Here is a 26,432-nt window from a genome sequence, read left to right on the forward strand (position 1 = left end):
GGCGGGTAGAACCTGTGGGATGACCACCACTCTGCGGCCCAGCGGGCCGCTTCAGCGCAGCGCCGAGGGCGGCAGGGCGCGCACGTACGACGTCTGCGTGAACAGCCGCCCCGTCGGCTCCGTCGCGCTCGCCACCGACGAGGTCTTCGGCCCGGCCGTGTGCCGCGTGCGCGACCTGCGGATCGCCGGGCCGGACCGCCGCCGCGGGCGCGGCACCGTGGCCGCGCTCGCCGCGGAGGAGGTCGCGCGGGGCTGGGGCTGCGAGCGCGTCGAGGTCGACGTGCCCGCGGAGGCGGCCGAGGCGCTGCGCCTCGTGCGGGCGCTCGGCTACGTGGAGCGCAACCGCCGCATGGCCAAGCCGGTGCCGGCCGAGCCCGCCGCGCTGCCGCCGGGCGTCACGGGGCGGCCGATGACCCGGGACGAGTACGAGGTGTGGCTGGCGCGGGCCAAGCGGCAGTACGCGCAGTCCTGGATCAAGCGCGGTGTGCCCGAGGCCCAGGCCCACGCCAAGTCCGAGGCCGACCACGCCAAGGGCCTGCCCCAAGGGCTCGCCACCCCCGGCGTCCTGCTGAGCGTGCTCACGCGGGATGCCGCCACGGTCGGTCACCTGTGGCTCAGGATCGGCGACGACGACGCGTTCGTCTTCGACGTCGAGGTGGACGAGCCCCACCGGGGGCGCGGGCACGGCCGTTCCCTGATGCTCCTCGCCGAGGCGCAGACCCGAGCGGCGGGCCGCGACCGCATCGCCCTCAACGTCTTCGCGGGCAACACCCCGGCCCTGCGCCTGTACGACTCCCTCGGCTACGAGCCGATCACGTACTGCCTCTACAAGCCGCTGCTCTAGACCGCCTCACGGCCGGACCGCCTCACGGCCGGGCCGTCTCGTGGCGAGCCGCCTCGTGGTCAGGCGCCTTCGGCAGCCGCCAGGAGGCGGTCGGCGATCTCCTCGACGCGCTGCCGCAGGCCCTCTTGGCTCTTGCCGCCGTCCAGGCGCTCGCCGCCGATGACGTACGTCGGCGTGCCGGTGACGCCGATGGCCTTGCCCTCGGCCTGGTCGGCGTCGACGATCAGGATGTGCCGGCCGTCGACCAGGGCGGTGTCGAACTCCTCCGCGTCCAGGCCCAGTTCCCGGGCGGTGTCCACGAGGAAGGGCTCGCCCCTGCGGTCGAGATCCTCGACCCCGGCGAGCACCGCCTCGACGTACGGCCAGCCCTTGCCCTGCTCGAAGGCCTCCTCCGCGGCCTGGGCGGCGGCGAAGGAGTGCTTGTGCTTCTCCAGGGGGAAGTGGCGCAGGCGCAGCTCGACGCGGTCGCCGTAGCGGGCGCGCAGGGCGCGCACGTCGTCCAGGGCGGTACGGCAGTCGGGGCACTGGAGCTCGCACCAGACGTCGACGACGACGGGGCGGAGGGGGTGGTGGGCAGGGGAGTCGCTCATGGGCACAGTCTTCCAGCCCCCGGGGCGGCCTCCCGACCGGGACCGGAGGCGACCAGGACGCCGACCGGCACCTGGGGAGGAGCCGGGACCCCGGGATGACCCGGATATGTCCCTGAGGTCCGCCGCCGGGCGTGGCTCCGCGGCCCCCGCTCGGTGCAGGATGGAGGGGAGGACAGGGCCATTGCGGCCGACGCCCGTATTCCTGGAGGACCGGATGATTGCCGAGACCGTCTGTTCCGCCGTCTCCGCGGCCGGGCTCGGCATCGCCGCGGTCACGGCCTACCGCAGGCGCTTCCTCGCCGCCGCCCGTCTCGCCGCGTACTCCCTGGTGCCCATAGGACTCGTGCTGACCGGCGTCGTCGGGTGGGCGGCGGACACCGCGTTCAGCCTCAAGGCGTGGGTCGGCTTCGGGGTGCTCGGCGCGGCCTGGCTGATGTTCCTGGGGACGCGCGCGGTGGAGCGCCGCAGGGGCGGCACCCGCGAGGAGCGCAAGGCCGCGAAGGCCGCCCGGCGCGAGGCGGTGGCCCCCGCCGCGTCGGCGCCCTCGCTCGGCCAGGGCGGCGCCCGCCCGGCCGCCGCGAAGCCCGCCGCCAGGCCGAAGGCCGCCGCGCCCGCGGAGGACTTCAGCGACATCGAGGCGATCCTCAAGAAGCACGGCATATGAGGGCTTTCGGTTACCGGCTCATCGGGGGCCGGCGCGGCGCTCGGGGGCGTGGGCCCACCGCGTAGTCCTTGCCGCGCACGCCGGGCCGCGCGCTCCCCGCCGGGCACGGCCGCTCCCTCGTTCGAGTGCGGCCCGACCCGCCGGGCGGCGCGCGGGTGAACGGCCGTGGGCCATGGGCGGAACGCACCGGGCACGGGACTTTGGCCTGTTCACGGGTTCCGGCGAACTCCCCTCCCGCCCGGGCGTGTTGGTCGGCGGGCACCGGCCGCCTGCGTCATCATCACGACGAGATGCTTGACACCCCTACACAGGGCGATGCCGCACCGCCGGACGACGGACGGCGAGCGGCCCCGGACCCGACGCGACGACCCGCCGACGCAGAGCGGCACGCCACCGACGAAGAATCGCGAGGCTGCCTCTTCGCCCTCTCCCAGCCGCCACTGATGATCTTCCTGACGGTGGTCGGCATGCTGATCCTGCTGGCGTCGCTGCACGACCTGCTGCTGCTCTAGCCGCGGTCGCCCCGCCGACCACCCCGCCGGCCGCTCCGCCGGTCGCTGTCGCGTCGGCCGCGCGCTAGCCCGCCGCTTCCTTGCGGCGGGCGCGGTAGGCCGCCACGTGCAGCCGGTTGCCGCAGGTGCGGCTGTCGCAGTAGCGGCGCGAGCGATTGCGGGAGAGGTCGACGAACGCGCGCCGGCAGTCCGGCGCCTCGCAGCGCCGCAGCCGCTCCTGTTCCCCGGCGACCACGAAGAAGGCCAGGGCCATCCCGCCGTCGGCGGCCAGGTGGTCCGCGATGGACGCCCCCGGCGCGAAGTAGTGGATGTGCCAGTCGTGACCGTCGTGGTCGGTGAGCCGGGGCGTGGTGCCCGCCGCCGCGACGAGTTCGTTGATGATCGTCGACGCGGTCCGCGGCTCGGGGTTCGCGAAGACCTCCGCGAAGCGGGCGCGGACCCGGCGCACCCCTTGGAGGTCACGCTCCGCGAGCGTCCCCACGTCGCTCACCTTGTGGCTCCGTGCGAAGTCGCCGAGCGCCGCCACGTCCGCGAGTGCGTCGGCGCCGGCCTCCTCCGGTGCGGTGTTCACCAGATCGACCACGGCGTCGAGGGAACACCGGGTGTCGTGGGTGATCAGCACGATTCGCTCCCTGGCCTGGGGATGGCGGGGGTCCCCCGCTCATGGAGAGCCGGGGAACGGTGCCCGCGGATGCTGGCCGATGCTAGCGGCTTCCCCCCGGCACGCACCGGCGCCGTCGCCGCGGGGGTTCCGCGGCGACGGCGCCGGTGCCTGCTTCCTGTTCGCCTTGTGTCGTCGTGTCGTGGCTGTGTGCGCCGTCGCCCCGAGTCGGACGGCGCGAGGAGATCTCGACGCCTGCGCGCCGCTAACTTTCGGCCAGGATGTGGGACAGCTCCGTGTCGAGATCGAAGTGGCGGTGCTCCGTGCCGGGGGGCACGGCCGCGTCGGTTCGCTTCAGGAAGGATTCCAGGGCCCGCGCCGGGGCCTCGAGCAGGGCCTCGCCCTCCGGGGAGCTCAGGGCGATGCAGACGACGCCCTGACCGTGGCTCCGGGACGGCCAGACTCGGACGTCGCCGGTACCGGTGGGCCGGTGCAGGCCCTCGGCGAGGAGGTCGCGGGCGAAAACCCACTCGACCGTCTCCTCGGCTCCGGTGTGGAAGGTGGCGTGCACGGCGTAGGGATCGGCCGTGTCATACCGCAGTCCTGCGGGTACAGGCAGTGAGGACTCGCTCGACACAACGAGGCGCAGGTGCAGCTCGCAGCTGACCGTGGTGTTCATAAGCGCCAGGGCCTTTCGCTCAGTGTGCGCTCGGGGATTCGCACGTCGGCGAAATCGACATGCCACCTACGGTGGCGTTGTAAACCCCTCTGAGGGTTTTGGGTGTCTTTAGGTAGCTCGTTTGGCGGGTTCTCTCTCCCGCCCATGCGTCCATTCCGGTGACGGGTTTCCGTCCGGTAGGGTTTGGCCGTATGAATACGGGGAGTAACGAACCCGCGGAGGTCGCCGAACCGGCCACCGGGGCAGAGACCGAGCAGCCACTCGGATCGCGGGCGCCGCAGTACGTCCAGGCCCGCCGGATGCTGCACCTGAGCTGGCAGGTGGGCGTCTTCGTCGTGGGGCTCGCGGTCGTCGTCGCGGGCATCATCATGCTGCCGCTGCCCGGCCCGGGATGGCTGGTGATCTTCGGCGGCATGGCGATCTGGGCGACCGAGTTCGTCTGGGCCCAGCTGGTGCTGCGCTGGACGAAGCGCAAGGTCACGGAGGCCGCGCAGCGTGCGCTCGACCCCGCGGTGCGCCGCCGGAACATCATCTTGACGACCGTCGGCCTGGTCATCGTCGCGGTGCTGGTCGCCATCTACGTCTGGAAGTTCGGCATCACGATGCCGTGGAAGATCAAGGAGTGACCGGTGGTGGCTCCGAGGCGGTCGGAAGCACCCGCTGACATGCGGTAATGTTCTCTGTGCGCCCGGGCGATTAGCTCAGTGGGAGAGCGCTTCGTTCACACCGAAGAGGTCACTGGTTCGAACCCAGTATCGCCCACCCCGGATTGCGGCCCGGAGGCTTTCAGCCTCCGGGCCGTTGTCGTATTCCCGTGTCTTGCAAGGGAATTGACGGATCCGCATACCCGCCCCGCCCGACATGGCCGCCGCCCGCCCCGGTCGGGGGTGACGGTATTTCAGTTCATTCGGTGGAGCGCATTCCGGAACCGCCGCGCGTCGCGCAGGCGTTGTTCATATGTCGCGCCGACGGCCAGGAGCAGCAGCCCCGCGAGCGCCGGCGGCAGCCAGCGGGGCAGCGCGCCCGCCACCTGCACGATGTACGGGGCCAGTTCGTGCAGGGCGTCCAGGGCGAGCACGACGCCGCCGAGGACCAGCGGGGCCCGCAGCCGGTGCCGGGCGCCGGCCAGGGTCAGGGCGAGCGCCGCGCCGCCGAGGAGCAGCGGGCGCTGCCAGTACGGGTCCCCCCAGGCGGCGGCGAGGCTCGGCAGCAGCGTCGTGGCGAGGCCGGGCCCGTAGGCCGTCCAGGACGACGTGTCCGGGACGCGGCGCCGGTGCAGCAGTCCGAGGAGCAGCGCGGGGACCGTCACCGGGAGCGTGTACGCCTCCGGGGTCACCACTTCCCACGAGGCGAGGCGGACCCAGCTCGCCAGGACGAACAGCGCCCCGGCCGCGTACGCCACGGGGCGGCGGTCGGGGCGGAGCGCGGTGCCCGCCGCGATGAGCCCGGCCAGACCCAGGGCGAGCGCGAGCGTGGGGGCGTGGCCCGAGGTGAGGGCGACGGCGACGGCCCCGGACGCGGCCGCCGCGATCTCGACCGGCGCCGCCAGCGGATGCCGGCCCAGGCGGGCGGCGGTGAGCGCGGCGAGGGCCGGCACGGTCAGGGCGGCCAGCCCGATGTGCTCCACGCGCAGCCCCAGCGCGGCACCGGCCGCGCAGACGAACGCGGTGGCGTACGCGACGGCCGCGCAGGCCGGCGGCGTGGCCGTGCCGGGTCGAGCTGCCGCCACGGCGCCGGCGCCGACCGGCGCACCGCCCCGCACGGCCTCCCGGCCGGCGGCGGCCAGGAACAGAGCGGTGAGTACGCCGAGGACGGCGAGGGTGGCCGCCTCGGTGGCCAGCGCGAGGAACGCGACGCTCAAAGAGGTCGCGAGCGCCAGGATCGACGCGGTCAGGGCCACCGCACGGGACGCGGCCCGGACGGCGACGCCCAGCAGGACGGCGACCACCAGGACATGCGCCGACACCCCCACGGCGTACGGCAACCGCAGCGCGGCCGGCAGGGCGAGGGCAGCGGCCCACCCCAGAACCCCCGCCCCGAACCAGGCGGCACGCCGAGCACCGGCGGCCGGGCGGTCGCCACCGACGGACGGGGTGCTGGGCCCGCCGGTCGCGGGCGGCACCGGTCCGTCCGGCGTCGTGGCGGCGGGCCCGGCCGACGGCGTGACGAGGAGGCCCGCTGTCGTGAGCAGTGCCGCGGCGACTGCCGCGAGCACCAAGGGGGCCAGGGCGGCGTGGGGCAGCGGGAGCGGGGTGAGCAGGGCGTCGCGGGCGTCCGCGGGGGTGGCCGACCAGGCGCGGGTGGCCCGGCCGAGCGGAGCGAGCAGCGCCACCGCCGCGACGGGCAGCGCCCACAGCACCGCGAGGCCCTGGACCACGGCCGACGCCCCGGCGAGCCCCCGGCGCACGGCCGCCGACGGCACGGCGCGGACGGCCGCCAACAGCGCGACACCGCAAGCCAGATGGGCCGGGACGGTCCACGCCGCCGGCAGCACGGTCCGCAGCACTCCGCCGGAAGCGGCCACCACGAGCAGACCGCCCGCGCCCGCCGCGCCGACGGAGATCTCCGCGCCCTTTGCCCGCCACGCCACCACCAGCGCGATCAGCGCGGCGAACAGCAGCAGGACGCCCGCCTGGGCCGCCGCCGTCGGATCCACCACGCGGACGGACAGCCGACCGGCGCTCGCCGCGCCCCAGAGCCCGAGCGCGCACCCGGCGACGGCAGCGGTCACGCGCACCGAGGTCACGGCCGCCGTCAGCGCGAGCACCGCGTCGAACGCCGCCGTCACGAGCAGCGCCGCCGTCATCGTGTGCTCACCGGCCTGCGCGGCCCCCGCCCAGAGGATCAGCGGGAGTTGGGCCGTGACCACCGCGATCGGCACCGGCAGGCGCAGCTCGCCGAGCAGGCGGCCGTACACCGCCCACAGCGTGGCGAGCACCGCGGAGGCGCCCGCCGCGTAGGACAGCGTGTCCACTGCGGAGAGGGCCAGATGCCGCACCGCGTACGTGTCGAGGACGGTCAGCGCGAGCCCCAGGCCCGCCACCGCCTCCGCCGTCGAGCGCAGCGAACGCCGCAGCAGCGCCACGGGAGCGCACAGCGCCGCCAGTGTCACCGCCCCGAGGACCGCGCCGCGCCCGCCGATACCCAGGTGCCCCCAGCTCACCACCGTGAAAGCGATCGCCGCGATGGTCAGCAGCACGCCGCCCAGCGCCAGCAGAACGTTCTGGACACTCGGCCCGCTGCCCCCGGGGACGGGCGGCCCGGCCGGAGTCGGAGGTGGGGCGGTGGGCGGCCGGGCGGGGTCCGCCGCGCGCAGGACGTCGAGGAGCCAGGCCCGGCGCCGCAGCAACTGCGCTCTGCGCGCCTCCAGTCGGCCCAGCTCCCAGTCGAGGACGCGCAGCTCCTCGGCCGGTGGCGGAATGTTCGTCATGCCGATGAGTGTGGTCCGCGCCACGCCGCGCGGTATCGGCGCGGATACTCAGGACGTACTCAGATCCGGCCCCAGGCGGGGCAGACTTCCCCCATGAACTGGTGCCACTACCGATTCCGCAGCCTCTGGGACCTGCCCGGAGCGCCCGCCGACGTCTACGCCGTCCTGGAACGGGTCGAGGAGTATCCGCTGTGGTGGCCGCAGGTGCGCGAGGTGACGTCCCCCGACGGCCGCAGCGGCGTCGCCCGCTTCCGCTCCTTCCTCCCCTACGACCTTCATGTGGCCGCGCAGGAACGGCACCGCGACCCGGACGCGGGCGTCCTGGAGGTCGTCATGAGCGGCGACCTGGACGGCTGGGCGCGCTGGACGGTCACGCCGGGCCCGCTGGGGACCCGGGCCCGCTACGACCAGGAGGTCGAGGTGCGGCGACCGCTGATGCGGCGCTTCGCCGTGCCCGGCAGGCCCGTGTTCCTGCTCAACCACGCGGTGATGATGAGGGCGGGGCGCAGGGGTCTCGCGGCTCATCTGGCAGCGGTTTGAAGGAAAGGCGCCTGGACCTGTATTGTTCAGTGCGTTCCCGGGCGATTAGCTCAGTGGGAGAGCGCTTCGTTCACACCGAAGAGGTCACTGGTTCGAACCCAGTATCGCCCACCACAAGAAGTTCCCGGTACCTTCCAAGGGCCACCCGTCAGGGTGGCCCTTGCTGGTTCCCGGACCGTGTCGGCGTCCGGCAGGGAAGACGCGATGACCGTCATCCACTCCTCTCCCGCCCGGGGTGACGCACGCTCCGGGCGATCGACGTCGGCCACCCGTGTGACGGGCGACGCTCAGGCGGCCGCCGGGAGTTCGGGACGTATCGGCCACGCCGGGTCCACCGCCTCCGGAGAGCCGCTCTTGGCGAACCACGCCTGGAGACCACGCGCCTGTGCCGCGTGCCACACCGCCTGCAGCGTGTGCAGCTCGGCCGGTGAGAGCCGCTCCAGGCGAGCCGCGAAACGGCGCCCCACCGCTCGTACGACATCGAGGGCGGCCTGCGCGTCCGCCGCCGCGTCATGGGCCTCGGCCAGCTCCACCTCGTAGTGCGCGCACAGGTCGCTGAGCGTGCGCCGCCCCTTGCGGTAGCGGTCCAGTTGCTTGTCCAGGACCCGCGGATCGATCACGCACAGGGACGAGCCCTCCGTGTAGCGGGCGAGCGACGAGGCGCGGTGCCTGCGCAGCTCCCGGTCCAGGATCGTCAGGTCGAACGGCGCGTTCATCACCACGATCGGCCGCCCCGCCGCGCCCTGTTCGGCCAGATCGCGCGCTATCTCCTCCATCACCGGCGCGGGCCAGCGGCCGTTGCGCTGAAGGTGATCCTCGGTCAGTCCGTGTACCGCGGTGGCCTGCTCGGGCACCGGAACGCCCGGGTTCACCAGCCAGCGGCTGATGCGCGGACGCGTACCCGCGCCCTGCTGGACGACGACGGCGGCCGACACGATCCGGTCGGTCTCGACGTCGACGCCCGTGGTCTCCGTGTCGAATGCGGCCAAGGGCCCCTCGTACCAGCACGTCATGGTGACGCAACTCCTCGATCCGGTCCGGCAGATGACGTCCATCCCCTGCCCACGCTGGTGATACCCGGGCCGTTTGCGCTGTACGCGGCCCGGAGACAACAGAGGTACAGAGCCTTGACGTTGATGGTCCGGGCAAGGAACAGCCGCTTTCGGAAGGCGTGTTGGACATGGCGCTCGCGCGGCCCGAACAGCCTGGGCTGCTGCCCGAGCGGATCGCACCGCCGCGCGGCACCCTCGCCACCACCGCCTGCATGGAGACCCTCCAGGTGGCCTATCTGCACGCCGTCGCGGCGGCCGCCGGATGCTCGCTCTCCCAGCCCTTCCCGGACAACGGCATCGACTGGCACGTCAGCCACAGCGCCCCCGGGCACACGGTCGACGACGAGGTCACCATCAAGGTCCAGCTCAAGTGCACGTACCAGATACGGCCCGACCCGGCGCGGCCCGCCTTCTCCTTCACGCTCGACAACCCGCACCTGGAGAAGTTCGCCCGCTCGCCGGTCTCGGTCCACAAGATCCTGGTCGTCATGCTCGTGCCCAGATCGCGGGAGGAGTGGCTGCGCGCCGGTCACGACCGGCTCGATCTGCGCCACTGCTGCTACTGGACCAATCTGGCCGGCCACCCCGTGACCGGCCGGCGCAGGACCACCGTGCGCATCCCGACCTCGCGGATCTTCGACGACCGCGCGCTCTGCGAGATCATGACGCGCGTCGGGACGGGAGGGAGACCCTGATGCACCGCCCCCACGACCCGGGCACGATCGATCCGGCGGTGCTCGGCGCGCTGCTCGCCCGGCACGGCTGGCAGCGGCGCGGTCGGTCCCCCGGCCGCTACGCCCGGTGGACACCGCCCGGGCCCGGCGGCAGCGGCACCAGCCTCCTCGTCCCGGAGAGCCGGGCCTATCCCGACTGCGACGATCTCCTCGGCGAGGCCCTCCTCGCGCTCTCCCGCAGCGGCTCCCCGGCCGCCCGTGACGTGCTGGTGGGGCTCGCCGTGCCCAGCGACGAGGTCCGCTGGTCACGCGATGTGCCGACGGGACCCGCGGGGGCGGTGACCTGGCCGGTGGCGGAGCGGCTGCACGCCGCGGCCCGCCGGATGCTGCTGGCCGGCGCGCTCGCCGCGCGGGCGCGCGCCGGGTATCACGGGGCGCGGCACCGCAGGCCCGCCACCGCGGCCCTGGAAGACATCCTGGTGGCCTCCGATCCGGGCGGGCAGCGGCTGACCGCGTTCGTGCCCGTCGCGAGCGGGCGGCCGCTCGCGGTCCGGCTGCACCAGGCGCTGTACGCCACCAGGGAAGCCGTCGACTACCGGCGCGCCACCGGCGGCATGGACGCCTTCGACGGCGCCGTGGCGGCGGGCGTCAGCCACGAGCTGACCGAGGCCGTCGTCGCGTTGGTGCGCGGCACCGAGGGGGCGCGCGTCGGCGTGGAGTGGGCGCCCGGCGCGGGCGTGCCGGAGGGCTGCGCGGCGCACGCCGGGCCCGTCGAGTTCTCGCCCGGTGACCTGACCGTGCTGCGCGAGGCGGGCGCCCGCTACCTGCGCACCGAGCCGTCGGTGCCGGTGCGGATCACCGGGACCGTCGTCCGCATGCGCCGCTCCTCGACGGGCGGGGCGGGCGCGGTGCGGCTGCGGGTGATCGCGGGGGCGGAGATCCCCCACGTACGGATGACCCTGGACGAGGAGGCGTACCGCGTCGCGGGCCACGCGCATCTGGTCGGGCTGCCGATCAGGGTGCACGGGCGGCTGGAGAGCCGGGGCGGTTTCCGCAGGCTCACCGGGGCGACCGGGGTGGCCCCCGTCCAGGTGCACGAGGCCGACCGGGACCACCTCGAGAAGTCGCTCCAGGAGAACCTCGACTTCTTCGACGGCACGTACGGGCAGGAGCGGGACGGGACGTACGGGAAAGGGGCGTGCGGCGCCGAAGAGGCGTACGGCACCGGCGACACGTACCGCTCCGACTGACCGGGAGCCGAGGCGGAGGGGCCGCTTCCGGGCGGCCGGGAAGATCCGTTTCGCGGCGGGAGCCCCTGGCTCGGTACGATCCCTAGTGCGCGCGCATCAGAGAGCGCCGCACCCCCCTTCTGCAAGGAGAGACCGGTGTCAGACGTCCGTGTGATCATCCAACGCGATTCCGAGCGGGAAGAGCGCGTGGTGACGACGGGCACTACGGCCGCCGACCTCTTCCCCGGTGAGCGCACCGTCGTCGCCGCCCGCGTGGCCGGCGAGCTGAAGGACCTGGCGTACGCCGTCGCCGACGGCGACGAGATCGAGCCCGTCGAGATCTCCTCCGAGGACGGCCTGAACATCCTGCGCCACTCGACCGCGCACGTCATGGCGCAGGCCGTGCAGGAGCTGTTCCCCGAGGCCAAGCTGGGCATCGGCCCGCCCATCCGGGACGGCTTCTACTACGACTTCGACGTCAAGGAGCCCTTCACCCCCGAGGACCTCAAGCGCATCGAGAAGAAGATGCAGGAGATCCAGAAGCGGGGCCAGCGCTTCTCGCGCCGCGTCACCAGCGACGACGACGCGCGCGTGGAGCTGGCCGACGAGCCGTACAAGCTGGAGCTGATCGGCCTCAAGGGCAACGCGGCGAACGCCGCCGACGGCGCGGACGCCGAGGTCGGCGCCGGCGAGCTGACCATCTACGACAACATCGACGCGAAGACCGGCGAGCTGTGCTGGAAGGACCTCTGCCGAGGCCCGCACCTGCCCACCACGCGGAACATCCCCGCGTTCAAGCTGATGCGCTCCGCCGCCGCCTACTGGCGCGGCAGCGAGAAGAACCCGCAGCTCCAGCGCATCTACGGCACCGCCTGGCCCTCGAAGGACGAGCTGAAGGCGCACCTGGAGTTCCTCGCCGAGGCCGAGAAGCGCGACCACCGCAAGCTCGGCGCCGAGCTGGACCTCTTCTCCTTCCCGGAGGAGCTGGGCCCGGGCCTCGCGGTCTTCCACCCCAAGGGCGGCGTGATCCGCAAGGTGATGGAGGACTACTCCCGCAAGCGGCACGAGGACTCGGGCTACGAGTTCGTGAACACCCCGCACATCTCGAAGGAGCACCTCTTCGAGACGTCCGGGCACCTGCCGCACTACGCGGAGGGCATGTTCCCGCCGATCGAGTTCGACGGGCAGAACTACCGCCTGAAGGCGATGAACTGCCCCATGCACAACCTCATCTTCAAGTCGCGCGGCCGCTCCTACCGCGAACTGCCCCTGCGGCTCTTCGAGTTCGGCACGGTCTACCGCTACGAGAAGTCGGGCGTCGTACACGGCCTGACCCGCTCGCGCGGCTTCACGCAGGACGACTCGCACATCTACTGCACCAAGGAGCAGATGGGTGAGGAGCTCGACAAGCTCCTCACCTTCGTCCTGGACCTGCTGCGCGACTACGGCCTGAACGAGTTCGAGCTGGAGCTGTCCACCCGCGACGACTCCGACAAGTTCATCGGCTCCGAGGAGGACTGGGCGGAGGCCACCGAGGCGCTGCGGCAGGCGGCCGAGAAGCAGGGCCTTCCGCTGGTGCCGGACCCGGGCGGCGCCGCCTATTACGGCCCGAAGATCTCGGTGCAGGCGCGGGACGCGATCGGGCGGTCCTGGCAGATGTCGACCCTGCAGGTCGACTTCAACCAGCCCAAGCGGTTCGGCCTCGAGTACACCTCGGCGGACGGTTCCAAGCAGCAGCCCGTCATGCTGCACCGGGCGCTGTTCGGTTCGATCGAGCGGTTCTTCGGTGTGCTCCTGGAGCACTACGCGGGCGCGTTCCCGGCGTGGCTCGCCTCCGTGCAGGCCATCGGCATCCCGGTCGGCGACGCGCACGTGCCCTACCTCCAGGAGTTCGCCGAGGAGGCCAGGAAGCGCGGGCTGCGGGTCGAGGTGGACGCCTCCTCGGACCGCATGCAGAAGAAGATCCGCAACGCTCAGCGCAGCAAGGTGCCGTTCATGGTCATCGTCGGCGACGACGACATGAACGCGGGTGCGGTGTCCTTCCGCTACCGGGACGGATCGCAGGAGAACGGCATCGCCCGTGACGAGGCCATCGCCAAGCTCGTCGACGTGGTGGAGCGCCGCGTACAGGTGTGACCTGCTCCCCGCGCCGGCGGGGACATGAGGGGCGGTCCCGTACGGGGCCGCCCCTCGGCACGTGCTCGCCGGGGAATATGCTGACCACCATGACGAGTGAGCCGGAGCAGCAGATCGGAGTGGGTACGCAGGACGCGTTCCAGCGCCTGTGGACGCCCCACCGGATGGCGTACATCCAGGGCGAGAACAAGCCCACGGGCCCAGGGGCCGACGACGGCTGCCCCTTCTGCTCCATCCCGGCCAAGTCCGACGAGGACGGGCTGGTGATCGCGCGCGGCGAGCAGGTGTACGCGGTGCTGAACCTCTACCCGTACAACGGCGGCCACCTGATGGTCGTGCCCTACCGGCACGTCGCCGACTACACCGACCTGACCGGCCCCGAGACGGCCGAACTGGGCGAGCTGACCAAGCAGGCGATGACGGCCCTGCGCAGCGCGTCCGGGGCGCACGGCTTCAACATCGGCATGAACCAGGGAGCGGTGGCGGGCGCCGGCATCGCCGCCCACCTGCACCAGCACGTCGTACCCCGCTGGGGCGGCGACACCAACTTCATGCCCGTCGTGGGCCACACGAAGGTGCTGCCGCAGCTGCTCGCCGACACCCGCACGATGCTCGCGAGCGCCTGGCCCGCCAACACGCCCTAGGCGCCCTCACGCGTCGTACACGTCCGCCTTCCTCGGCATCGGGTCCTGGATCGCGCCGCTGAGGAAGCCGGAGCGGGTGCCGAACTTCTCGGTGTTCACGCCGTTCTCCGCGAGGACCCTGATCGCCGCCGAGTGGACGACGCGCAGCACCGGGGTGGCGGCGCGCAGCGCGTCGTCGGCCATGAAGCGGTGCCGCCACGGCTTGTCGGCCCAGGCGTGCCGCAGACCGAAGGGCTCGGGCAGGACGAGCTTGCCGCCGAGGTGGTCCAGGAGCGGCGGATACCACGTGAACGGGGCGCGCACGGCCAGGCGCACCACCTCGTCGGCGTCGACCAGGGGCAGGTTGCGGTCGACGGTCTCCCAGAACTTGATGGCCTTGGAGACCGTCTTCGTCTTGGGCTCGGGCTTGGTGGTGAACAGGGAGTGCACCGGGCCGAGAGCGTGTCCGGTGACCTCGATGCGCAGCGTCTCGTGCAGCACGGTGACCGTGATCAGCATCGTGATGACCAACTGGCCGTCCCAGAGCGTGAACTGGACGCCCAGGTAGTGCCGGTCACCGCTGCCGAACTGCTGTTCGTTGCAGATGCGCTGTATCTCGTGGCCGCGGATCTGGAAGGCCTCGACGTCCGTGCCGGTGGGGCGGGCCACCGCTCCGGCGTTCTCCCCGATGGGGGAGACGATCCAGTGGTTGATCGACGGGGTGGGAAAGCCCCCGGTGTGCAGCGGGCCGCGCTCCAGCATGCGGAGCTGGTCGTGCACCGCCCTTATGACGTCCCAGCTGCGGAAGGGGTGGATCTCCTTGCCGTCCTCGGCGGGCACCAGCTCCTCGGCCAGCTGCCAGCTGCCCCAGCGTGTCCCCATGCCCAGTATGCCCTTGGGCCCGGCGTAGAACACGGAGTTGCTCTGCTGCTCGGCGGAGAGCCTGGCCAGGCCCTGGCGGAGCCGCTCGGCGGCCGTCTCCCCGGGGCTGCCGGGCACCGCCTCGGGGATCTTGGCGCCGATGCCGCCGCCCGAGAGCAGGCTCGCCCACCGGTCGCGCATGTCCCTGGCGGTGCGCTCGGCGATCTGCTTGGCCCAGAACCAGCCCACCACCGGCAGGACGATCGACGCCCGCAGATACCACGCCCAGAAGCCGTGGAACGGCAGCTTGAGCAGGGCGAGGACGGCCAGCACGCCCATGGCGACCAGGACGGTCGTGGCCAGCGCGCCCGCGCGCTTGTTGTCGTTCTTGGCGACCTGGCGCCGGATGGTGAAGACGAGCAGCCACACGAACAGGCCGGGCAGGAAGAGCACCCCGCACAGGACCATCACGGCCGTGAGCCAGCTGTCGCGCTCCTTGCGGATGCGGTTGGCCGCGAGGCAGTGCTCCACCACCGACTGGGGCTCTATCCCGAAGGACTGGATGAGCGGCTTGCGGCCGCCGCCGAGCATCCGCACCTGCACGGTCCGTGCGAACGCCTCGCCGAGGCTCGGCTTGAACAGCGAGAACATGCCGGGCTTCACCACGGACTTGTGCCACTCGCCGTTGGCCTTGAGGATCTCCTCGACGTCCCCGTCCCGATACGCGGCCGAGGCGAGGGCGTGCGTCGCCGCCGTCTGCCCCGCGGCCCCCGAGAGCGGGACCTGGGCCCCGGGCCTGAAGTCGAATCCGTCGTCCGCCACTGCCGCCCCCTCGCCGCGACGCCTTCGCCCCGGCTCTTCCCGACTTCCTTGTCCGGCACACCTGTTGCCGTCCCGCGCATCCGTTGATCAGGTCATCAGCGTATCGGGGAGCACCGACATCCGTCAGGGGGCGCCGGGGGGCCGCTCCGCGCGCGCCGGTACAACTACGGGGCGGTCCGCGCCTGTTCGCGGAACCGCTCCGACAACTGCGCCGGCATCGGCTCGTGGCGGGCGTACGCCCGGCTGAAGCGTCCGGTGCCCTGGGAGAGGGAGCGCAGATCCACGGCGTACCGGCCGATCTCGATCTCGGGGACCTCGGCCCGGACGAGCGTACGGCCACCGGGTGCCTGCTCGGTCCCGACCACCCGGCCGCGGCGGCCCGACAGATCGCTCATGACCGCGCCGACGTGGTCGTCGCCGACCAGCACCCGCACCTCGGCGACCGGTTCGAGCAGATGGATCCCGGCGCCGGCCGCCGCCTCCCGCAGCGCGAGCGCGCCCGCCGTCTGGAACGCGGCGTCGGAGGAGTCCACCGAGTGCGCCTTGCCGTCCAGCAGCGTGACCCGCACATCGACCAGCGCGTACCCGCAGGCCACGCCCTTCGCCGCCTGCGCCCGCACCCCCTTCTCGACGGACGGGATGAACTGCCGCGGGACCGCGCCGCCGACGACCTTGTCGACGAACTCGATGCCGCTGCCGCCCGGCAGCGGCTCCACCTCGATCTCGCAGATCGCGTACTGGCCGTGCCCGCCGGACTGCTTGACGTGGCGGCCGCGCCCCACCGCCCTGTCCGCGAACGTCTCCCGGAGGGCGACCTTGTGCGCCACCACGTCGACCTGCACGCCGTACCGGCCGCGCAGCCGCTCCAGGGCCACGTCGGCGTGGGCCTCGCCCAGGCACCACAGGACCAGCTGGTGGGTGTCCGGATTCTGTTCCAGCCGCATCGTCGGGTCCTCGGCCACCAGGCGCGAGAGCCCCTGCGAGAGCTTGTCCTCGTCCGCTTTGCCGTGCGCCCGGACGGCGAGCGGCAGCAGCGGATCGGGCATGTCCCAGGGCTCCATGAGGAGCGGGCCGTCCTTGCCCGACAGCGTGTCGCCCGTCTCCGCCCGGTGCAGCTTGGCCACGCACGCCATGTCGCCCGCCACGCACCGGGTGAGCGGGCGCTGCTGCTTGCCGAAGGGGGCGGAGAGCGCGCCGACCCGCTCGTCGGCTTCGAGGAGGGAGCGGCCCTCGTGGCCCCGCCCGACCTGCCCGTGCCCGCACACATGCACCGTCTCGTCGGGGCGCAGGGTGCCGGAGAAGACACGTACGAGTGAGATCCGGCCGACATACGGGTCGGAGGCGGTCTTGACGACCTCGGCCGCCAAAGGGCCCCGCGGGTCGCAGGTGAGCCGGGCGCGCGCCGTGCCGTCCGGTGCGGTCACGGCCGGCACGGGGTGTTCCAGCGGGGTCGGGAAGCCGCCCGTGACCAGCTCCAGGAGCTCGACGGTGCCGATGCCCTGCCGGGCGCCCTCGGCGGCCGGGGCGGCGGCGAGCACGGGGTGGAAGACGCCGCGCGCCACGGCACGCTCCAAGTCGTCCACGAGTGTCGTGAAGTCGATGTCCTCGCCGCCGAGATAGCGGTCCATGAGCGACTCGTCCTCGCTCTCGGCGATGATCCCCTCGATCAGCTTCTCGCGTGCCTCCCGCAGCGGCGGCAGCTGGTCGGCGCCCGGCTCGGACTCCTTGCGCTCCCCGGAGGCGTAGTCGTACACGCGCTGCGAGAGCAGTCCGATCAGACCGGTCACCGGCGCGTGGCCGTCGGGGCCCTGCTCGCCGTGGAGCGGCAGATACAGCGGCAGCACGGCGTCCGGGTCGTCGGCGCCGAACGCCTCGGCGCAGCGGCGCGTGATGTCCGCGAAGTCGGCGCGGGCCGAGTCCAGGTGCGTGACCACGATGGCGCGCGGCATGCCGACCGCCGCGCACTCCTCCCAGACCATGCGGGTCGCGCCCGTGATGCCCTCGGTGCCCTCCGCCGCCGAGACGACGAAGAGGGCCGCGTCCGCGGCGCGCAGACCGGCCCTCAGCTCCCCGACGAAGTCGGCGTATCCGGGGGTGTCCAGCAGATTGACCTTGATGCCGTCCCAGGCGAGGGGCACCAGGGACAGCTGCACCGAGCGCTGGCGGCGGTGCTCCGTCTCGTCGTGGTCGGAGACGGTGGTGCCGTCCTCGACGCGGCCCGCCCGGTTCACCGCCCCCGCGGTCAGCGCGAGGGCCTCCACCAAGGTGGTCTTGCCCGATCCGCTGTGGCCGACCAGCACCACGTTCCGTACACAGGAGGGGTGGTCGGCCGTCACCGCCCTGCCGGCGGCTCCGGGGTGTGCGTGCGCCTTGTCGCCCATGCCTTGCCTCCCGGTCACGTGCGCGGTCGAGGAGGCTCAGCCCCCTCGGGGATGCCGGCTGCTCGCGGACGCGCGGGGCCCGGTGCGGGGCCGCTGGGGTGGCGCCCGTGGTGCTTTCGAGCTTTCCACCCGGGTCCCGGTGCGTCCATACGTCGTACGTGATCGTGAGGGGGCGAGCCGGTCCGTCAGGGGCGTGACTACGATGGGTCGGCCGGTGGCCAACGGGGCCACGCGGCGCACCGACCCCTCGGGAAGGCCATGCTGAACAAGTACGCGCGTGCATTCTTCACGCGTGTCCTCACACCGTTCGCCGCGTTTCTCATCCGCCGCGGGGTCAGCCCCGACGTGGTGACCTTCATCGGCACGGCCGGTGTGGTGGCGGGAGCGCTGGTCTTCTTCCCCCGTGGCGAGTTCTTCTGGGGCACCATCGTCATCACGCTGTTCGTCTTCTCGGACCTCGTCGACGGCAACATGGCCCGCCAGCTCGGCCGCTCGAGCCGCTGGGGCGCCTTCCTGGACTCCACCCTCGACCGGGTGGCCGACAGCGCGATCTTCGGTGGTCTCGCCCTGTGGTACGCCGGGCGCGGCGACGACAACATCCTGTGCGCCGTGTCCATCTTCTGTCTGGCGAGCGGTCAGGTCGTGTCGTACACCAAGGCGCGCGGTGAGGCGATCGGGCTGCCCGTCGCCGTCAACGGCCTGGTCGAGCGCGCCGAGCGGTTGGTCATCTCGCTGGTGGCCGCTGGCCTCTCCGGGCTCCACGCGTTCGGGGTCCCCGGCATCCAGGTGCTGCTGCCCATCGCCCTGTGGATCGTCGCCGTGGGCAGCCTGGTCACGCTCGTCCAGCGGGTCGTCACCGTGCGCCGCGAGTCGGCGGAGGCGGACGCCGCCACGGCCGCCCCGGGCCAGGGGAACGAGGCCGCGCAGTGAAGGACCGTCTCACCGACGGGCTGTACGGGCTCGGCTGGAGCACCGTCAAGAAGCTCCCCGAGCCGGTCGCCGAGCGGCTCGGCAGGACCATCGCCGACACCGTCTGGAAGCGCCGCGGCAAGGGCGTGCTGCGCCTGGAGTCCAACCTCGCGCGCGTGGTGCCCGACGCCACCCCCGAGCGGCTCGCGGAGCTGTCCAGGGCGGGCATGCGGTCGTACCTGCGCTACTGGATGGAGTCCTTCCGGCTGCCGTCCTGGAGCAGGGAGCGCGTCAGGGACGGCGTCGACGTCACGGGCGTGCACCACCTGACCGCCGGGCTCGAAGCGGGCAAGGGCGTCGTCGTCGCCCTGCCGCACCTCGGCAACTGGGACCTCGCGGGCGCCTGGGTCGCGGGGAAACTGGACACCCCTTTCACCACCGTCGCCGAGCGCCTGAAGCCCGAGTCGCTCTACGACCGCTTCGTCGCCTACCGCGAGAGCCTCGGCATGGAGGTCCTGCCGCACACCGGCGGCGCCGCCTTCGGCACGCTGGCCCGCCGGCTGCGCGCGGGCGGCCTGGTCTGCCTCGTCGCGGACCGCGATCTGTCGGCCTCCGGGGTCGAGGTGAAGTTCTTCGGGGACACCGCCCGGATGCCCGCCGGACCCGCGATGCTGGCCCAGCACACCGGCGCGGCGCTGCTCCCGGTGACCCTCTGGTACGACGGGCCCGTCATGCGCGGCCGGATCCACCCGCCCGTCGACGTCCCCGAGACAGGCACCCGCGCCGAGAAGACGTCTGCCATGACGCAGGCGCTGGCAGACGCCTTCGCCACCGGCATCGCCGAGCACCCGGAGGACTGGCACATGCTGCAGCGGCTGTGGCTCGCCGACCTGGAGCCCCGCCCCGGCGGCCCCGCGGCGGGGGAGGCCTCGTGAGGATCGGCATCGTCTGCCCCTACTCGTGGGACGTGCCGGGCGGCGTCCAGTTCCACATCCGCGATCTGGCGGAGCACCTCATCGGCCTGGGGCACGAGGTGTCCGTCCTCGCCCCGGCCGACGACGAGACCCCGCTGCCGCCGTACGTCGTCTCGGCGGGCCGCGCCGTCCCCGTGCCCTACAACGGCTCGGTCGCCCGGCTCAACTTCGGCTTCCTGTCGGCCGCCCGCGTACGCCGCTGGCTGCACGACGGCACCTTCGACGTCATCCACATCCACGAGCCGACCTCGCCCTCGCTCGGGCTGCTCGCGTGCTGGGCGGCGCAGGGCCCCATCGTCGCGACGTTCCACACGTCCAACCCGCGCTCCCGCGCCATGCTCGCCGCGTATCCGATCCTCCAGCCCGCCCTGGAGAAGATCAGCGCCCGCATCGCCGTGAGCGAGTACGCGCGCCGCACCCTCGTCGAACACCTGGGCGGGGACGCGGTCGTCATCCCCAACGGCGTCGACGTCGACTTCTTCGCCAAGGCCGAGCCCAAGCCGGAGTGGCAGGGCGGGACCATCGGCTTCATCGGCCGCATCGACGAGCCCCGCAAGGGGCTGCCCGTCCTCATGAAGGCGCTGCCGCAGATCTTCGCCGAGCGGCCGGAGGCGCGCCTGCTGGTCGCCGGGCGCGGCGACGAGGACGAGGCGGTGACCACGCTCCCCGCCGACCTGCGCTCCCGGGTGGAGTTCCTCGGCATGGTCAGCGACGAGGACAAGGCGCGGCTGCTGCGCAGCGTCGACCTGTACGTGGCGCCGAACACCGGCGGCGAGAGCTTCGGGATCATCCTGGTCGAGGCGATGTCCGCGGGCGCGCCGGTACTCGCCAGCGACCTGGACGCCTTCGCCCAGGTCCTCGACCAGGGCGCGGCCGGCGACCTGTTCGGCAACGAGGACGCCGACTCGCTCGCCGAGGCGGCGGTGCGCCTCCTCGCCGACCCCGCGCGCCGCGAGGGCCTGCGGGAGCGCGGCAGCGCGCGTGTGCGGCGCTTCGACTGGTCGACCGTCGCCGCGGACATCCTCGCGGTGTACGAGACGGTGACGGACGGCGCGGCCTCGGTCGCGGAGGACGAACGCTCGGGGCTGCGGGCCCGGTTCGGACTGGCCAGGGACTGACGTCCTGAGCCCCGCCGGTCCCCGGCGGCGGGCCCGGCCCCCCGACGCGACTTTCGAGACATGCCCTAGCGTGTAGGCCCGTGACCTCCACTTTGATCTGGATCGCGGTAGTCCTCTTCGCGGTAGGCCTCTACCTGAGCTGGACGGCGGGCCGGCTCGACCGGCTGCACGCCCGCATCGACGCCTCCCGCGCGGCCCTCGACGCCCAGCTGCTGCGCCGCGCCTCGGTCGCCCAGGAACTGGCCACCTCCGGAGTGCTCGACCCGGCCGCCTCGATCGTGCTCTACGAGGCGGCGCACGCGGCGCGGCAGGCGGAGGAGGAGCAGCGCGAGGTCGCCGAGAGCGAGCTGAGCCAGGCGCTGCGGGCCATCTTCGGCGAGGTCCAGCAGGTCGAGGCGGTACGCGAGGCCCCCGGCGGGGACGAGGCGGCCACCGAACTGGCCGCGGCCGTGCGCCGGGTGCCGATGGCCCGGCGCTTCCACAACGACTCCGTACGCGCCGCCCGCGCCCTGCGCAGGCACCGCAAGGTCCGCTGGTTCCGCCTCGCGGGGCACGCGCCCTTCCCGCTGGCGTTCGAGATGGACGACGAGCCGCCGACGGCGCTGGCCGACCGCCCCGCCGGGTGAGGCGTCGTCCGGGCGCGGTACTGACCAGCGGCGTCCTGGAAAAATGAGCCACCGGTCAACCATTGGCCCTTGCTGTGGCCTGGTGGACGGGCGTTTCCTCGGAAGTGCAGAAACTTCTCTTCAGCGAGTGAGGTCAACCCCGTGCCCAGCACCCCCTCCACCAGCAACCCGACGCCCGAGACCGGCACCGCGCGCGTGAAGCGCGGCATGGCCGAGCAGCTCAAGGGCGGCGTGATCATGGACGTCGTCAACGCCGAGCAGGCGAAGATCGCCGAGGACGCCGGCGCCGTGGCCGTCATGGCGCTGGAGCGGGTGCCCGCCGACATCCGCAAGGACGGCGGCGTGGCCCGGATGTCGGACCCGAACATGATCGAGGAGATCATCGAGGCCGTCTCGATCCCGGTCATGGCCAAGTCCCGCATCGGACACTTCGTCGAGGCCCAGGTCCTGCAGTCCCTCGGCGTCGACTACATCGACGAGTCCGAGGTCCTCACCCCGGCCGACGAGGTCAACCACAGCGACAAGTTCGCCTTCACCACGCCGTTCGTGTGCGGCGCCACCAACCTGGGCGAGGCCCTGCGCCGCATCGCCGAGGGCGCGGCCATGATCCGCTCCAAGGGCGAGGCCGGCACCGGCAACGTCGTCGAGGCCGTCCGCCACCTGCGCCAGATCAAGAACGAGATCGCCCGCCTGCGCGGCTACGACAACAACGAGCTGTACGCCGCCGCCAAGGAGCTGCGCGCCCCCTACGAGCTGGTCAAGGAGACCGCCGAGCTGGGCAAGCTGCCGGTCGTGCTCTTCTCCGCCGGTGGCGTCGCCACCCCGGCCGACGCCGCCCTGATGCGCCAGCTCGGCGCCGAGGGCGTCTTCGTCGGCTCCGGCATCTTCAAGTCCGGCGACCCGGCCAAGCGCGCCGCCGCCATCGTGAAGGCCACCACCTTCTACGACGACCCGAAGATCATCGCGGACGCCTCCCGCAACCTCGGCGAGGCCATGGTCGGCATCAACTGCGACACCCTGCCCGAGACCGAGCGCTACGCGAACCGAGGCTGGTGATGACCACTCCCGTAGTGGGCGTCCTCGCCCTTCAGGGGGACGTACGGGAGCACCTGATCGCCCTGGCCTCGGCGGACGCCCTGGCCAGGCCGGTGCGGCGCCCCGCAGAGCTGGCCGAGGTCGACGGCCTGGTCATCCCCGGCGGCGAGTCCACCACCATCTCCAAGCTGGCGGCCCTCTTCGGCGTCATGGAGCCGCTGCGCGCGCGGGTGCGCGCGGGCATGCCGGTCTACGGCACCTGCGCGGGCATGATCATGCTCGCCGACAAGATCCTCGACCCGCGCTCGGGCCAGGAGACGGTGGGCGGCATCGACATGATCGTGCGGCGCAACGCCTTCGGGCGGCAGAACGAGTCCTTCGAGGCCGCGGTCGGCGTCAAGGGCGTCGAGGGCGCCCCCGTCGAGGGTGTCTTCATCCGCGCGCCCTGGGTGGAGTCGGTCGGCGCCCAGGTGGAGGTGCTCGCCGAGCACGAGGGCCACATCGTCGCCGTACGCCAGGGCAACGCGCTCGCCACGTCCTTCCACCCCGAACTCACGGGCGACCACCGTCTGCACGCGCTGTTCGTGGAGATGGTGCGGGGGAACGGGCGCGCGGGATCCTTGTAGGATCTCCGGGGACCCCGGAGCCTTACGGTCCGGGAGAGTTCCTACTGGTTGTTGGGTAACGCGAAGGAGACAGGCAGATGTCCGGCCACTCTAAATGGGCTACGACGAAGCACAAGAAGGCCGTGATCGACGCCAAGCGCGGCAAGCTCTTCGCGAAGATGATCAAGAACATCGAGGTCGCGGCGCGTACCGGCGGTGCCGACCCCGCCGGTAACCCGACCCTGTTCGACGCCATCCAGAAGGCCAAGAAGAGCTCGGTCCCGAACAAGAACATCGACTCCGCCGTCAAGCGCGGCGCCGGTCTCGAGGCCGGCGGCGCCGACTACGAGACGATCATGTACGAGGGCTACGGTCCGAACGGCGTCGCGGTGCTCATCGAGTGCCTCACCGACAACCGCAACCGCGCCGCGTCCGACGTCCGCGTCGCCATGACGCGCAACGGCGGCTCGATGGCCGACCCCGGCTCCGTCTCGTACCTCTTCCACCGCAAGGGCGTCGTCATCGTCCCCAAGGGCGAGGGCGACCTGAGCGAGGACGACGTGCTCGGCGCGGTCCTGGACGCCGGCGCCGAAGAGGTCAACGACCTCGGCGAGAGCTTCGAGGTGCTCAGCGAGGCCACCGACCTGGTCGCGGTGCGCACCGCGCTCCAGGAGGCCGGCATCGACTACGACTCGGCCGACGCCAACTTCGTCCCCACCATGCAGGTGGAGCTGGACGAGGAAGGCGCCCGCAAGATCTTCAAGCTGATCGACGCCCTGGAGGACAGCGACGACGTGCAGAACGTCTTCGCCAACTTCGACGTCTCCGACGAGGTCATGGCGAAGGTCGACGCGTAAGCGCTCCGCCGGGTCACCGGCGATGCGGCCGCGGCTCGTTCGTGGTCGCATCCGCAGTGCTCCGCGCCCCCGCAGGGCGCGCAAGGGCCGACGGGACACACCCCGTCGGCCCGTCGCGTTGTCAGAGGGACCCGATAACCTGCACGGACAGGCGAGGGGAGGGGCTTACGTGCGCGTGTTGGGGGTCGACCCGGGGCTGACCCGGTGCGGTGTCGGTGTCGTCGAGGGCGTCGCCGGACGGCCGTTGACCATGCGCGGCGTCGGAGTCGTGCGGACTCCGGCCGACGCCGAGCTGGGGCTGCGGCTGGTCGCCATCGAGCAGGGCATCGAGCAGTGGCTCGACGAGCACCGCCCCGAAGTCCTCGCCGTGGAGCGCGTGTTCAGCCAGCACAACGTCCGCACGGTCATGGGCACCGCCCAGGCCAGTGCCGTCGCCATGCTGTGCGCCGCCCGCCGCGGCCTCCCCGTGGTCCTGCACACCCCCAGTGAGGTCAAGGCGGCCGTCACCGGCAGCGGCCGCGCCGACAAGGCCCAGGTCGGCGCGATGGTCACCCGCCTCCTGCGGCTCGACGCACCTCCCAAGCCCGCCGACGCCGCGGACGCCCTCGCCCTCGCCATCTGCCACATCTGGCGCGCCCCGGCACAAAACCGCCTCCAGCAGGCCGTCGCCCGCAACAGGCTCCAGCAGGCCGTCGCCCAGCACGCGGCCAAGACCCCCACAGCCCAGAAAGGCCGTACCGCATGATCGCCTTCGTCAGCGGCCCCGTCGCCGCCCTCGCCCCCGATGCCGCGGTGGTCGAGGTCGGCGGCATCGGCATGGCCGTGCAGTGCACGCCGGACACCCTCTCCACGCTCCGGGTGGGCCGGCCCGCCAAGCTCGCCACCTCGCTGGTCGTACGGGAGGACTCCCTGACCCTGTACGGCTTCGCGGACGACGACGAGCGCCAGACCTTCGAGCTGCTCCAGACCGCGAGCGGCGTCGGCCCCCGCCTGGCCCTGGCCATGCTCGCCGTGCACAGCCCCGACGCCCTGCGCCGCGCCGTCTCCACCGGCGACGAGAAGGCGCTGACCGCCGTGCCCGGCATCGGCAAGAAGGGCGCCCAGAAGCTCCTCCTGGAGTACAAGGACCGCCTCGGCGAGCCCCTCGGCACCGGCGGCCCCGCCGTCGGCACCCCCGTCACCTCCGGCTGGCGCGACCAGCTGCACGCCGCGCTCATCGGCCTCGGGTACGCCACGCGCGAGGCCGACGAGGCCGTCGCCGCCGTCACCCCGCAGGCCGAGGCCGCCGAGGGCACCCCGCAGGTCGGCCGGCTCCTCAAGGCCGCGCTCCAGACCCTGAACCGCACCCGCTAGCGCCCGTCCGCCATCCCGTACGCACCAGCCGCCACCCCCTGAACCGCATCGCGAGGCACACCGCATGAACTGGGACGACACGACCGACGAAGCTGCCGCAGCGGCCGAGCGGCTCGTCGGTGCGTCCGCCGACGGCGAGGACCAGGCCGTCGAGGCCGCCCTGCGCCCCAAGGACCTGGGCGAGTTCATCGGCCAGGAGAAGGTCCGCGAGCAGCTCGACCTCGTCCTGCGGGCCGCCCGCGCGCGGGGCGCCACCGCCGACCACGTCCTGCTCTCCGGAGCCCCCGGCCTCGGCAAGACGACCCTCTCGATGATCATCGCCGCCGAGATGGGCGCCCCGATCCGCATCACCAGCGGCCCGGCCATCCAGCACGCGGGCGACCTCGCGGCGATCCTCTCCTCCCTCCAGGAGGGCGAGGTCCTCTTCCTCGACGAGATCCACCGCATGTCGCGGCCCGCCGAGGAGATGCTGTACATGGCGATGGAGGACTTCCGGGTCGACGTCATCGTCGGCAAGGGCCCCGGCGCCACCGCCATCCCGCTGGAACTGCCGCCCTTCACCCTGGTCGGCGCCACCACGCGCGCGGGCCTGCTGCCGCCGCCGCTGCGCGACCGGTTCGGCTTCACCGCCCACATGGAGTTCTACGAACCCGCCGAGCTGGAGCGGGTCGTCCACCGCTCCGCCCAGCTGCTCGACGTGGAGATCGACGTGGCCGGCGCCGCCGAGATCGCGGGCCGCTCGCGCGGCACCCCCCGCATCGCCAACCGCCTCCTGCGCCGCGTGCGGGACTACGCCCAGGTCAAGGCCGACGGGGTGATCGACCGTGACATCGCGGGCGCGGCCCTCGCGGTCTACGAGGTCGACGGGCGGGGCCTCGACCGTCTGGACCGCGCCGTCCTGCAGGCCCTGCTCAAGCTGTTCGGCGGCGGGCCCGTCGGCCTGTCGACCCTCGCGGTCGCCGTGGGGGAGGAGCGCGAGACCGTCGAGGAGGTGGCCGAGCCCTTCCTGGTGCGCGAAGGGCTGCTGGCCCGCACCCCGCGCGGGCGCGTGGCCACCCCGGCGGCCTGGGCGCACCTGGGGCTCGTGCCCCCGCGGCAGACGGGCGGAAAGGGACAGCAGGACCTGTTCGGGTCGTGACGGCGGCGGGACGACGGCGCAACCGCGCCACAACGGCACGGAGAGTCGTGCGGCGAGGAACTGCGGTGCCATGCTGAGCGTTGTTCGTTAGGCGCGGACTCGCTTAGACTCCGCCGATGCCGCCTTTGCGGGCGGCGTGCCCACCCCCATCCAGTAGGCCGCTTCACTCGCGCGGTCGT

Annotated in this window: 26 protein-coding genes and 2 tRNA genes; 21 read left to right on the forward strand and 7 right to left on the reverse strand. The window is 72.8% G+C overall.

The features are described 5' to 3' along the window. Nucleotides 1-19 precede the first annotated feature (19 nt). Nucleotides 20-844, forward strand: coding sequence for a GNAT family N-acetyltransferase (locus ABZ385_RS20950; RefSeq protein ID WP_358912561.1), 825 nt, complete (start codon nucleotides 20-22; stop codon nucleotides 842-844). Nucleotides 845-903: 59 nt separating this feature from the next. On the opposite strand, the gene ABZ385_RS20955 is transcribed toward ABZ385_RS20950, so the two are convergent. Further along, nucleotides 904-1,434: a DsbA family protein gene (locus tag ABZ385_RS20955; protein WP_358912563.1), complete on the reverse strand. Its 531-nt coding sequence runs from the start codon at nucleotides 1,432-1,434 to the stop codon at nucleotides 904-906. Nucleotides 1,435-1,648: 214 nt separating this feature from the next. Between ABZ385_RS20955 and ABZ385_RS20960 the strand changes: the two genes are divergently transcribed. Together ABZ385_RS20960 and ABZ385_RS20965 are read left to right on the forward strand one after the other, a co-directional pair. Beyond that, on the forward strand, nucleotides 1,649-2,098 hold the full coding sequence (locus ABZ385_RS20960; RefSeq protein ID WP_358590644.1) for a hypothetical protein: 450 nt from the start codon (nucleotides 1,649-1,651) through the stop codon (nucleotides 2,096-2,098). A gap of 290 nt (nucleotides 2,099-2,388) precedes the next feature. Beyond that, nucleotides 2,389-2,610, forward strand: coding sequence for a hypothetical protein (locus ABZ385_RS20965; protein ID WP_358912565.1), 222 nt, complete (start codon nucleotides 2,389-2,391; stop codon nucleotides 2,608-2,610). A gap of 64 nt (nucleotides 2,611-2,674) precedes the next feature. Here the strand turns inward: ABZ385_RS20965 and ABZ385_RS20970 are convergent, their stop codons facing one another. Continuing rightward, a complete protein-coding gene (locus ABZ385_RS20970) occupies nucleotides 2,675-3,232 on the reverse strand; it encodes a CGNR zinc finger domain-containing protein (protein ID WP_358590648.1) in 558 nt (185 codons plus the stop codon). 244 nt (nucleotides 3,233-3,476) lie between these two features. Beyond that, nucleotides 3,477-3,890, reverse strand: a complete 414-nt coding sequence (locus ABZ385_RS20975; protein WP_003959770.1) for an SsgA family sporulation/cell division regulator — start codon at nucleotides 3,888-3,890, stop codon at nucleotides 3,477-3,479. A gap of 191 nt (nucleotides 3,891-4,081) precedes the next feature. On the opposite strand from ABZ385_RS20975, the gene ABZ385_RS20980 reads away from it, so the two are divergent. Both ABZ385_RS20980 and ABZ385_RS20985 read left to right on the forward strand, forming a co-directional pair. Then, complete coding sequence (locus ABZ385_RS20980; protein ID WP_358701132.1) at nucleotides 4,082-4,516, forward strand: TIGR02611 family protein; 435 nt, start codon at nucleotides 4,082-4,084, stop codon at nucleotides 4,514-4,516. Nucleotides 4,517-4,580: 64 nt separating this feature from the next. Further along, nucleotides 4,581-4,652: transfer RNA gene (locus tag ABZ385_RS20985), tRNA-Val, on the forward strand. Between the two features lie 136 nt (nucleotides 4,653-4,788). Here the strand turns inward: ABZ385_RS20985 and ABZ385_RS20990 are convergent. Then, nucleotides 4,789-7,320 (reverse strand): hypothetical protein, encoded by a 2,532-nt coding sequence (locus tag ABZ385_RS20990; protein WP_358912567.1) that lies wholly within the window; start codon nucleotides 7,318-7,320, stop codon nucleotides 4,789-4,791. Between the two features lie 93 nt (nucleotides 7,321-7,413). Here ABZ385_RS20990 and ABZ385_RS20995 point away from each other — a divergent pair, with 93 nt between their 5' ends. Together ABZ385_RS20995 and ABZ385_RS21000 are read left to right on the forward strand one after the other, a co-directional pair. Further along, nucleotides 7,414-7,860, forward strand: coding sequence for an SRPBCC family protein (locus tag ABZ385_RS20995; RefSeq protein WP_358912569.1), 447 nt, complete (start codon nucleotides 7,414-7,416; stop codon nucleotides 7,858-7,860). 39 nt (nucleotides 7,861-7,899) lie between these two features. Next, nucleotides 7,900-7,974, forward strand: a tRNA-Val gene (locus tag ABZ385_RS21000). Nucleotides 7,975-8,147: 173 nt separating this feature from the next. Here the strand turns inward: ABZ385_RS21000 and ABZ385_RS21005 are convergent. Next, a complete protein-coding gene (locus ABZ385_RS21005) occupies nucleotides 8,148-8,873 on the reverse strand; it encodes a 3'-5' exonuclease (protein WP_358585731.1) in 726 nt (241 codons plus the stop codon). 167 nt (nucleotides 8,874-9,040) lie between these two features. On the opposite strand from ABZ385_RS21005, the gene ABZ385_RS21010 reads away from it, so the two are divergent. The 4 genes from ABZ385_RS21010 (at nucleotide 9,041) to ABZ385_RS21025 (ending at nucleotide 13,595) form a co-directional block, all read left to right on the forward strand. Continuing rightward, nucleotides 9,041-9,607 carry a DUF4365 domain-containing protein gene (locus ABZ385_RS21010; protein WP_358912571.1) on the forward strand — a complete coding sequence of 189 codons (567 nt, stop codon included), beginning with the start codon at nucleotides 9,041-9,043 and terminating at the stop codon, nucleotides 9,605-9,607. Beyond that, entirely contained in the window at nucleotides 9,607-10,836 is a 1,230-nt protein-coding gene (locus tag ABZ385_RS21015) for a hypothetical protein (protein ID WP_358912573.1), read from the forward strand. Before ABZ385_RS21010 ends, ABZ385_RS21015 begins: the two co-directional genes overlap by 1 nt. 135 nt (nucleotides 10,837-10,971) lie before the next feature. Then, nucleotides 10,972-12,951 carry a threonine--tRNA ligase gene (thrS, locus tag ABZ385_RS21020; protein ID WP_358912575.1) on the forward strand — a complete coding sequence of 660 codons (1,980 nt, stop codon included), beginning with the start codon at nucleotides 10,972-10,974 and terminating at the stop codon, nucleotides 12,949-12,951. Nucleotides 12,952-13,028: 77 nt separating this feature from the next. Beyond that, nucleotides 13,029-13,595: an HIT domain-containing protein gene (locus ABZ385_RS21025; protein ID WP_358585739.1), complete on the forward strand. Its 567-nt coding sequence runs from the start codon at nucleotides 13,029-13,031 to the stop codon at nucleotides 13,593-13,595. Nucleotides 13,596-13,601: 6 nt separating this feature from the next. On the opposite strand, the gene ABZ385_RS21030 is transcribed toward ABZ385_RS21025, so the two are convergent. Beyond that, nucleotides 13,602-15,257, reverse strand: coding sequence for a hypothetical protein (locus tag ABZ385_RS21030; RefSeq protein ID WP_358585741.1), 1,656 nt, complete (start codon nucleotides 15,255-15,257; stop codon nucleotides 13,602-13,604). Between the two features lie 164 nt (nucleotides 15,258-15,421). Further along, nucleotides 15,422-17,638, reverse strand: a complete 2,217-nt coding sequence (locus tag ABZ385_RS21035) for an elongation factor G-like protein EF-G2 (RefSeq protein WP_358912577.1) — start codon at nucleotides 17,636-17,638, stop codon at nucleotides 15,422-15,424. Between the two features lie 258 nt (nucleotides 17,639-17,896). On the opposite strand from ABZ385_RS21035, the gene pgsA reads away from it, so the two are divergent. From pgsA to ruvB, 10 genes are all read left to right on the forward strand, one after another. Further along, the gene (gene pgsA / locus ABZ385_RS21040; protein ID WP_358912579.1) at nucleotides 17,897-18,568 is read left to right on the forward strand and encodes a phosphatidylinositol phosphate synthase; all 672 of its coding nucleotides are present in this window, start codon (nucleotides 17,897-17,899) and stop codon (nucleotides 18,566-18,568) included. Then, complete coding sequence (locus ABZ385_RS21045; protein WP_358585747.1) at nucleotides 18,565-19,482, forward strand: phosphatidylinositol mannoside acyltransferase; 918 nt, start codon at nucleotides 18,565-18,567, stop codon at nucleotides 19,480-19,482. Before pgsA ends, ABZ385_RS21045 begins: the two co-directional genes overlap by 4 nt. Further along, the gene (locus ABZ385_RS21050) at nucleotides 19,479-20,639 is read left to right on the forward strand and encodes a glycosyltransferase family 4 protein (RefSeq protein ID WP_358585749.1); all 1,161 of its coding nucleotides are present in this window, start codon (nucleotides 19,479-19,481) and stop codon (nucleotides 20,637-20,639) included. Before ABZ385_RS21045 ends, ABZ385_RS21050 begins: the two co-directional genes overlap by 4 nt. Nucleotides 20,640-20,719: 80 nt before the next feature. Beyond that, nucleotides 20,720-21,265, forward strand: a complete 546-nt coding sequence (locus tag ABZ385_RS21055; protein ID WP_358585751.1) for a hypothetical protein — start codon at nucleotides 20,720-20,722, stop codon at nucleotides 21,263-21,265. A gap of 141 nt (nucleotides 21,266-21,406) precedes the next feature. Next, nucleotides 21,407-22,321: a pyridoxal 5'-phosphate synthase lyase subunit PdxS gene (gene pdxS / locus ABZ385_RS21060; RefSeq protein WP_358585753.1), complete on the forward strand. Its 915-nt coding sequence runs from the start codon at nucleotides 21,407-21,409 to the stop codon at nucleotides 22,319-22,321. Continuing rightward, nucleotides 22,321-22,926: a pyridoxal 5'-phosphate synthase glutaminase subunit PdxT gene (gene pdxT / locus ABZ385_RS21065; protein ID WP_358912581.1), complete on the forward strand. Its 606-nt coding sequence runs from the start codon at nucleotides 22,321-22,323 to the stop codon at nucleotides 22,924-22,926. Before pdxS ends, pdxT begins: the two co-directional genes overlap by 1 nt. 77 nt (nucleotides 22,927-23,003) lie before the next feature. Then, complete coding sequence (locus tag ABZ385_RS21070) at nucleotides 23,004-23,762, forward strand: YebC/PmpR family DNA-binding transcriptional regulator (RefSeq protein ID WP_358585757.1); 759 nt, start codon at nucleotides 23,004-23,006, stop codon at nucleotides 23,760-23,762. A gap of 169 nt (nucleotides 23,763-23,931) precedes the next feature. Continuing rightward, a complete protein-coding gene (gene ruvC, locus ABZ385_RS21075; RefSeq protein ID WP_358585759.1) occupies nucleotides 23,932-24,507 on the forward strand; it encodes a crossover junction endodeoxyribonuclease RuvC in 576 nt (191 codons plus the stop codon). Next, entirely contained in the window at nucleotides 24,504-25,115 is a 612-nt protein-coding gene (gene ruvA / locus ABZ385_RS21080) for a Holliday junction branch migration protein RuvA (protein WP_358699384.1), read from the forward strand. The genes ruvC and ruvA overlap by 4 nt, the downstream gene beginning before the upstream one ends. Nucleotides 25,116-25,179: 64 nt before the next feature. Next, nucleotides 25,180-26,253, forward strand: a complete 1,074-nt coding sequence (ruvB, locus tag ABZ385_RS21085; RefSeq protein WP_358585763.1) for a Holliday junction branch migration DNA helicase RuvB — start codon at nucleotides 25,180-25,182, stop codon at nucleotides 26,251-26,253. Nucleotides 26,254-26,432: the final 179 nt, after the last annotated feature.

Origin of the sequence: Streptomyces sp. NPDC005898, from assembly GCF_040629635.1 — a bacterium.
Classification (GTDB): domain Bacteria; phylum Actinomycetota; class Actinomycetes; order Streptomycetales; family Streptomycetaceae; genus Streptomyces.

Coding starts and splice junctions, on each gene's coding strand:
- ABZ385_RS20980 (WP_358701132.1), top strand. CDS start 4,082: ATGAATACGGGGAGTAACGAACCCGCGGAGGTCGCCGAACCGGCCACC.
- ruvB (WP_358585763.1), top strand. CDS start 25,180: ATGAACTGGGACGACACGACCGACGAAGCTGCCGCAGCGGCCGAGCGG.
- ruvA (WP_358699384.1), top strand. CDS start 24,504: ATGATCGCCTTCGTCAGCGGCCCCGTCGCCGCCCTCGCCCCCGATGCC.
- ABZ385_RS20960 (WP_358590644.1), top strand. CDS start 1,649: ATGATTGCCGAGACCGTCTGTTCCGCCGTCTCCGCGGCCGGGCTCGGC.
- ABZ385_RS21015 (WP_358912573.1), top strand. CDS start 9,607: ATGCACCGCCCCCACGACCCGGGCACGATCGATCCGGCGGTGCTCGGC.
- ABZ385_RS21035 (WP_358912577.1), bottom strand. CDS start 17,638: ATGGGCGACAAGGCGCACGCACACCCCGGAGCCGCCGGCAGGGCGGTG.
- ABZ385_RS21010 (WP_358912571.1), top strand. CDS start 9,041: ATGGCGCTCGCGCGGCCCGAACAGCCTGGGCTGCTGCCCGAGCGGATC.
- ABZ385_RS20995 (WP_358912569.1), top strand. CDS start 7,414: ATGAACTGGTGCCACTACCGATTCCGCAGCCTCTGGGACCTGCCCGGA.
- ABZ385_RS21025 (WP_358585739.1), top strand. CDS start 13,029: ATGCTGACCACCATGACGAGTGAGCCGGAGCAGCAGATCGGAGTGGGT.
- ABZ385_RS20950 (WP_358912561.1), top strand. CDS start 20: ATGACCACCACTCTGCGGCCCAGCGGGCCGCTTCAGCGCAGCGCCGAG.
- ABZ385_RS21005 (WP_358585731.1), bottom strand. CDS start 8,873: ATGACGTGCTGGTACGAGGGGCCCTTGGCCGCATTCGACACGGAGACC.
- ABZ385_RS20990 (WP_358912567.1), bottom strand. CDS start 7,320: ATGACGAACATTCCGCCACCGGCCGAGGAGCTGCGCGTCCTCGACTGG.
- ABZ385_RS21070 (WP_358585757.1), top strand. CDS start 23,004: ATGTCCGGCCACTCTAAATGGGCTACGACGAAGCACAAGAAGGCCGTG.
- ABZ385_RS20975 (WP_003959770.1), bottom strand. CDS start 3,890: ATGAACACCACGGTCAGCTGCGAGCTGCACCTGCGCCTCGTTGTGTCG.
- pdxT (WP_358912581.1), top strand. CDS start 22,321: ATGACCACTCCCGTAGTGGGCGTCCTCGCCCTTCAGGGGGACGTACGG.
- ABZ385_RS20955 (WP_358912563.1), bottom strand. CDS start 1,434: ATGAGCGACTCCCCTGCCCACCACCCCCTCCGCCCCGTCGTCGTCGAC.
- pgsA (WP_358912579.1), top strand. CDS start 17,897: ATGCTGAACAAGTACGCGCGTGCATTCTTCACGCGTGTCCTCACACCG.
- ABZ385_RS20965 (WP_358912565.1), top strand. CDS start 2,389: ATGCTTGACACCCCTACACAGGGCGATGCCGCACCGCCGGACGACGGA.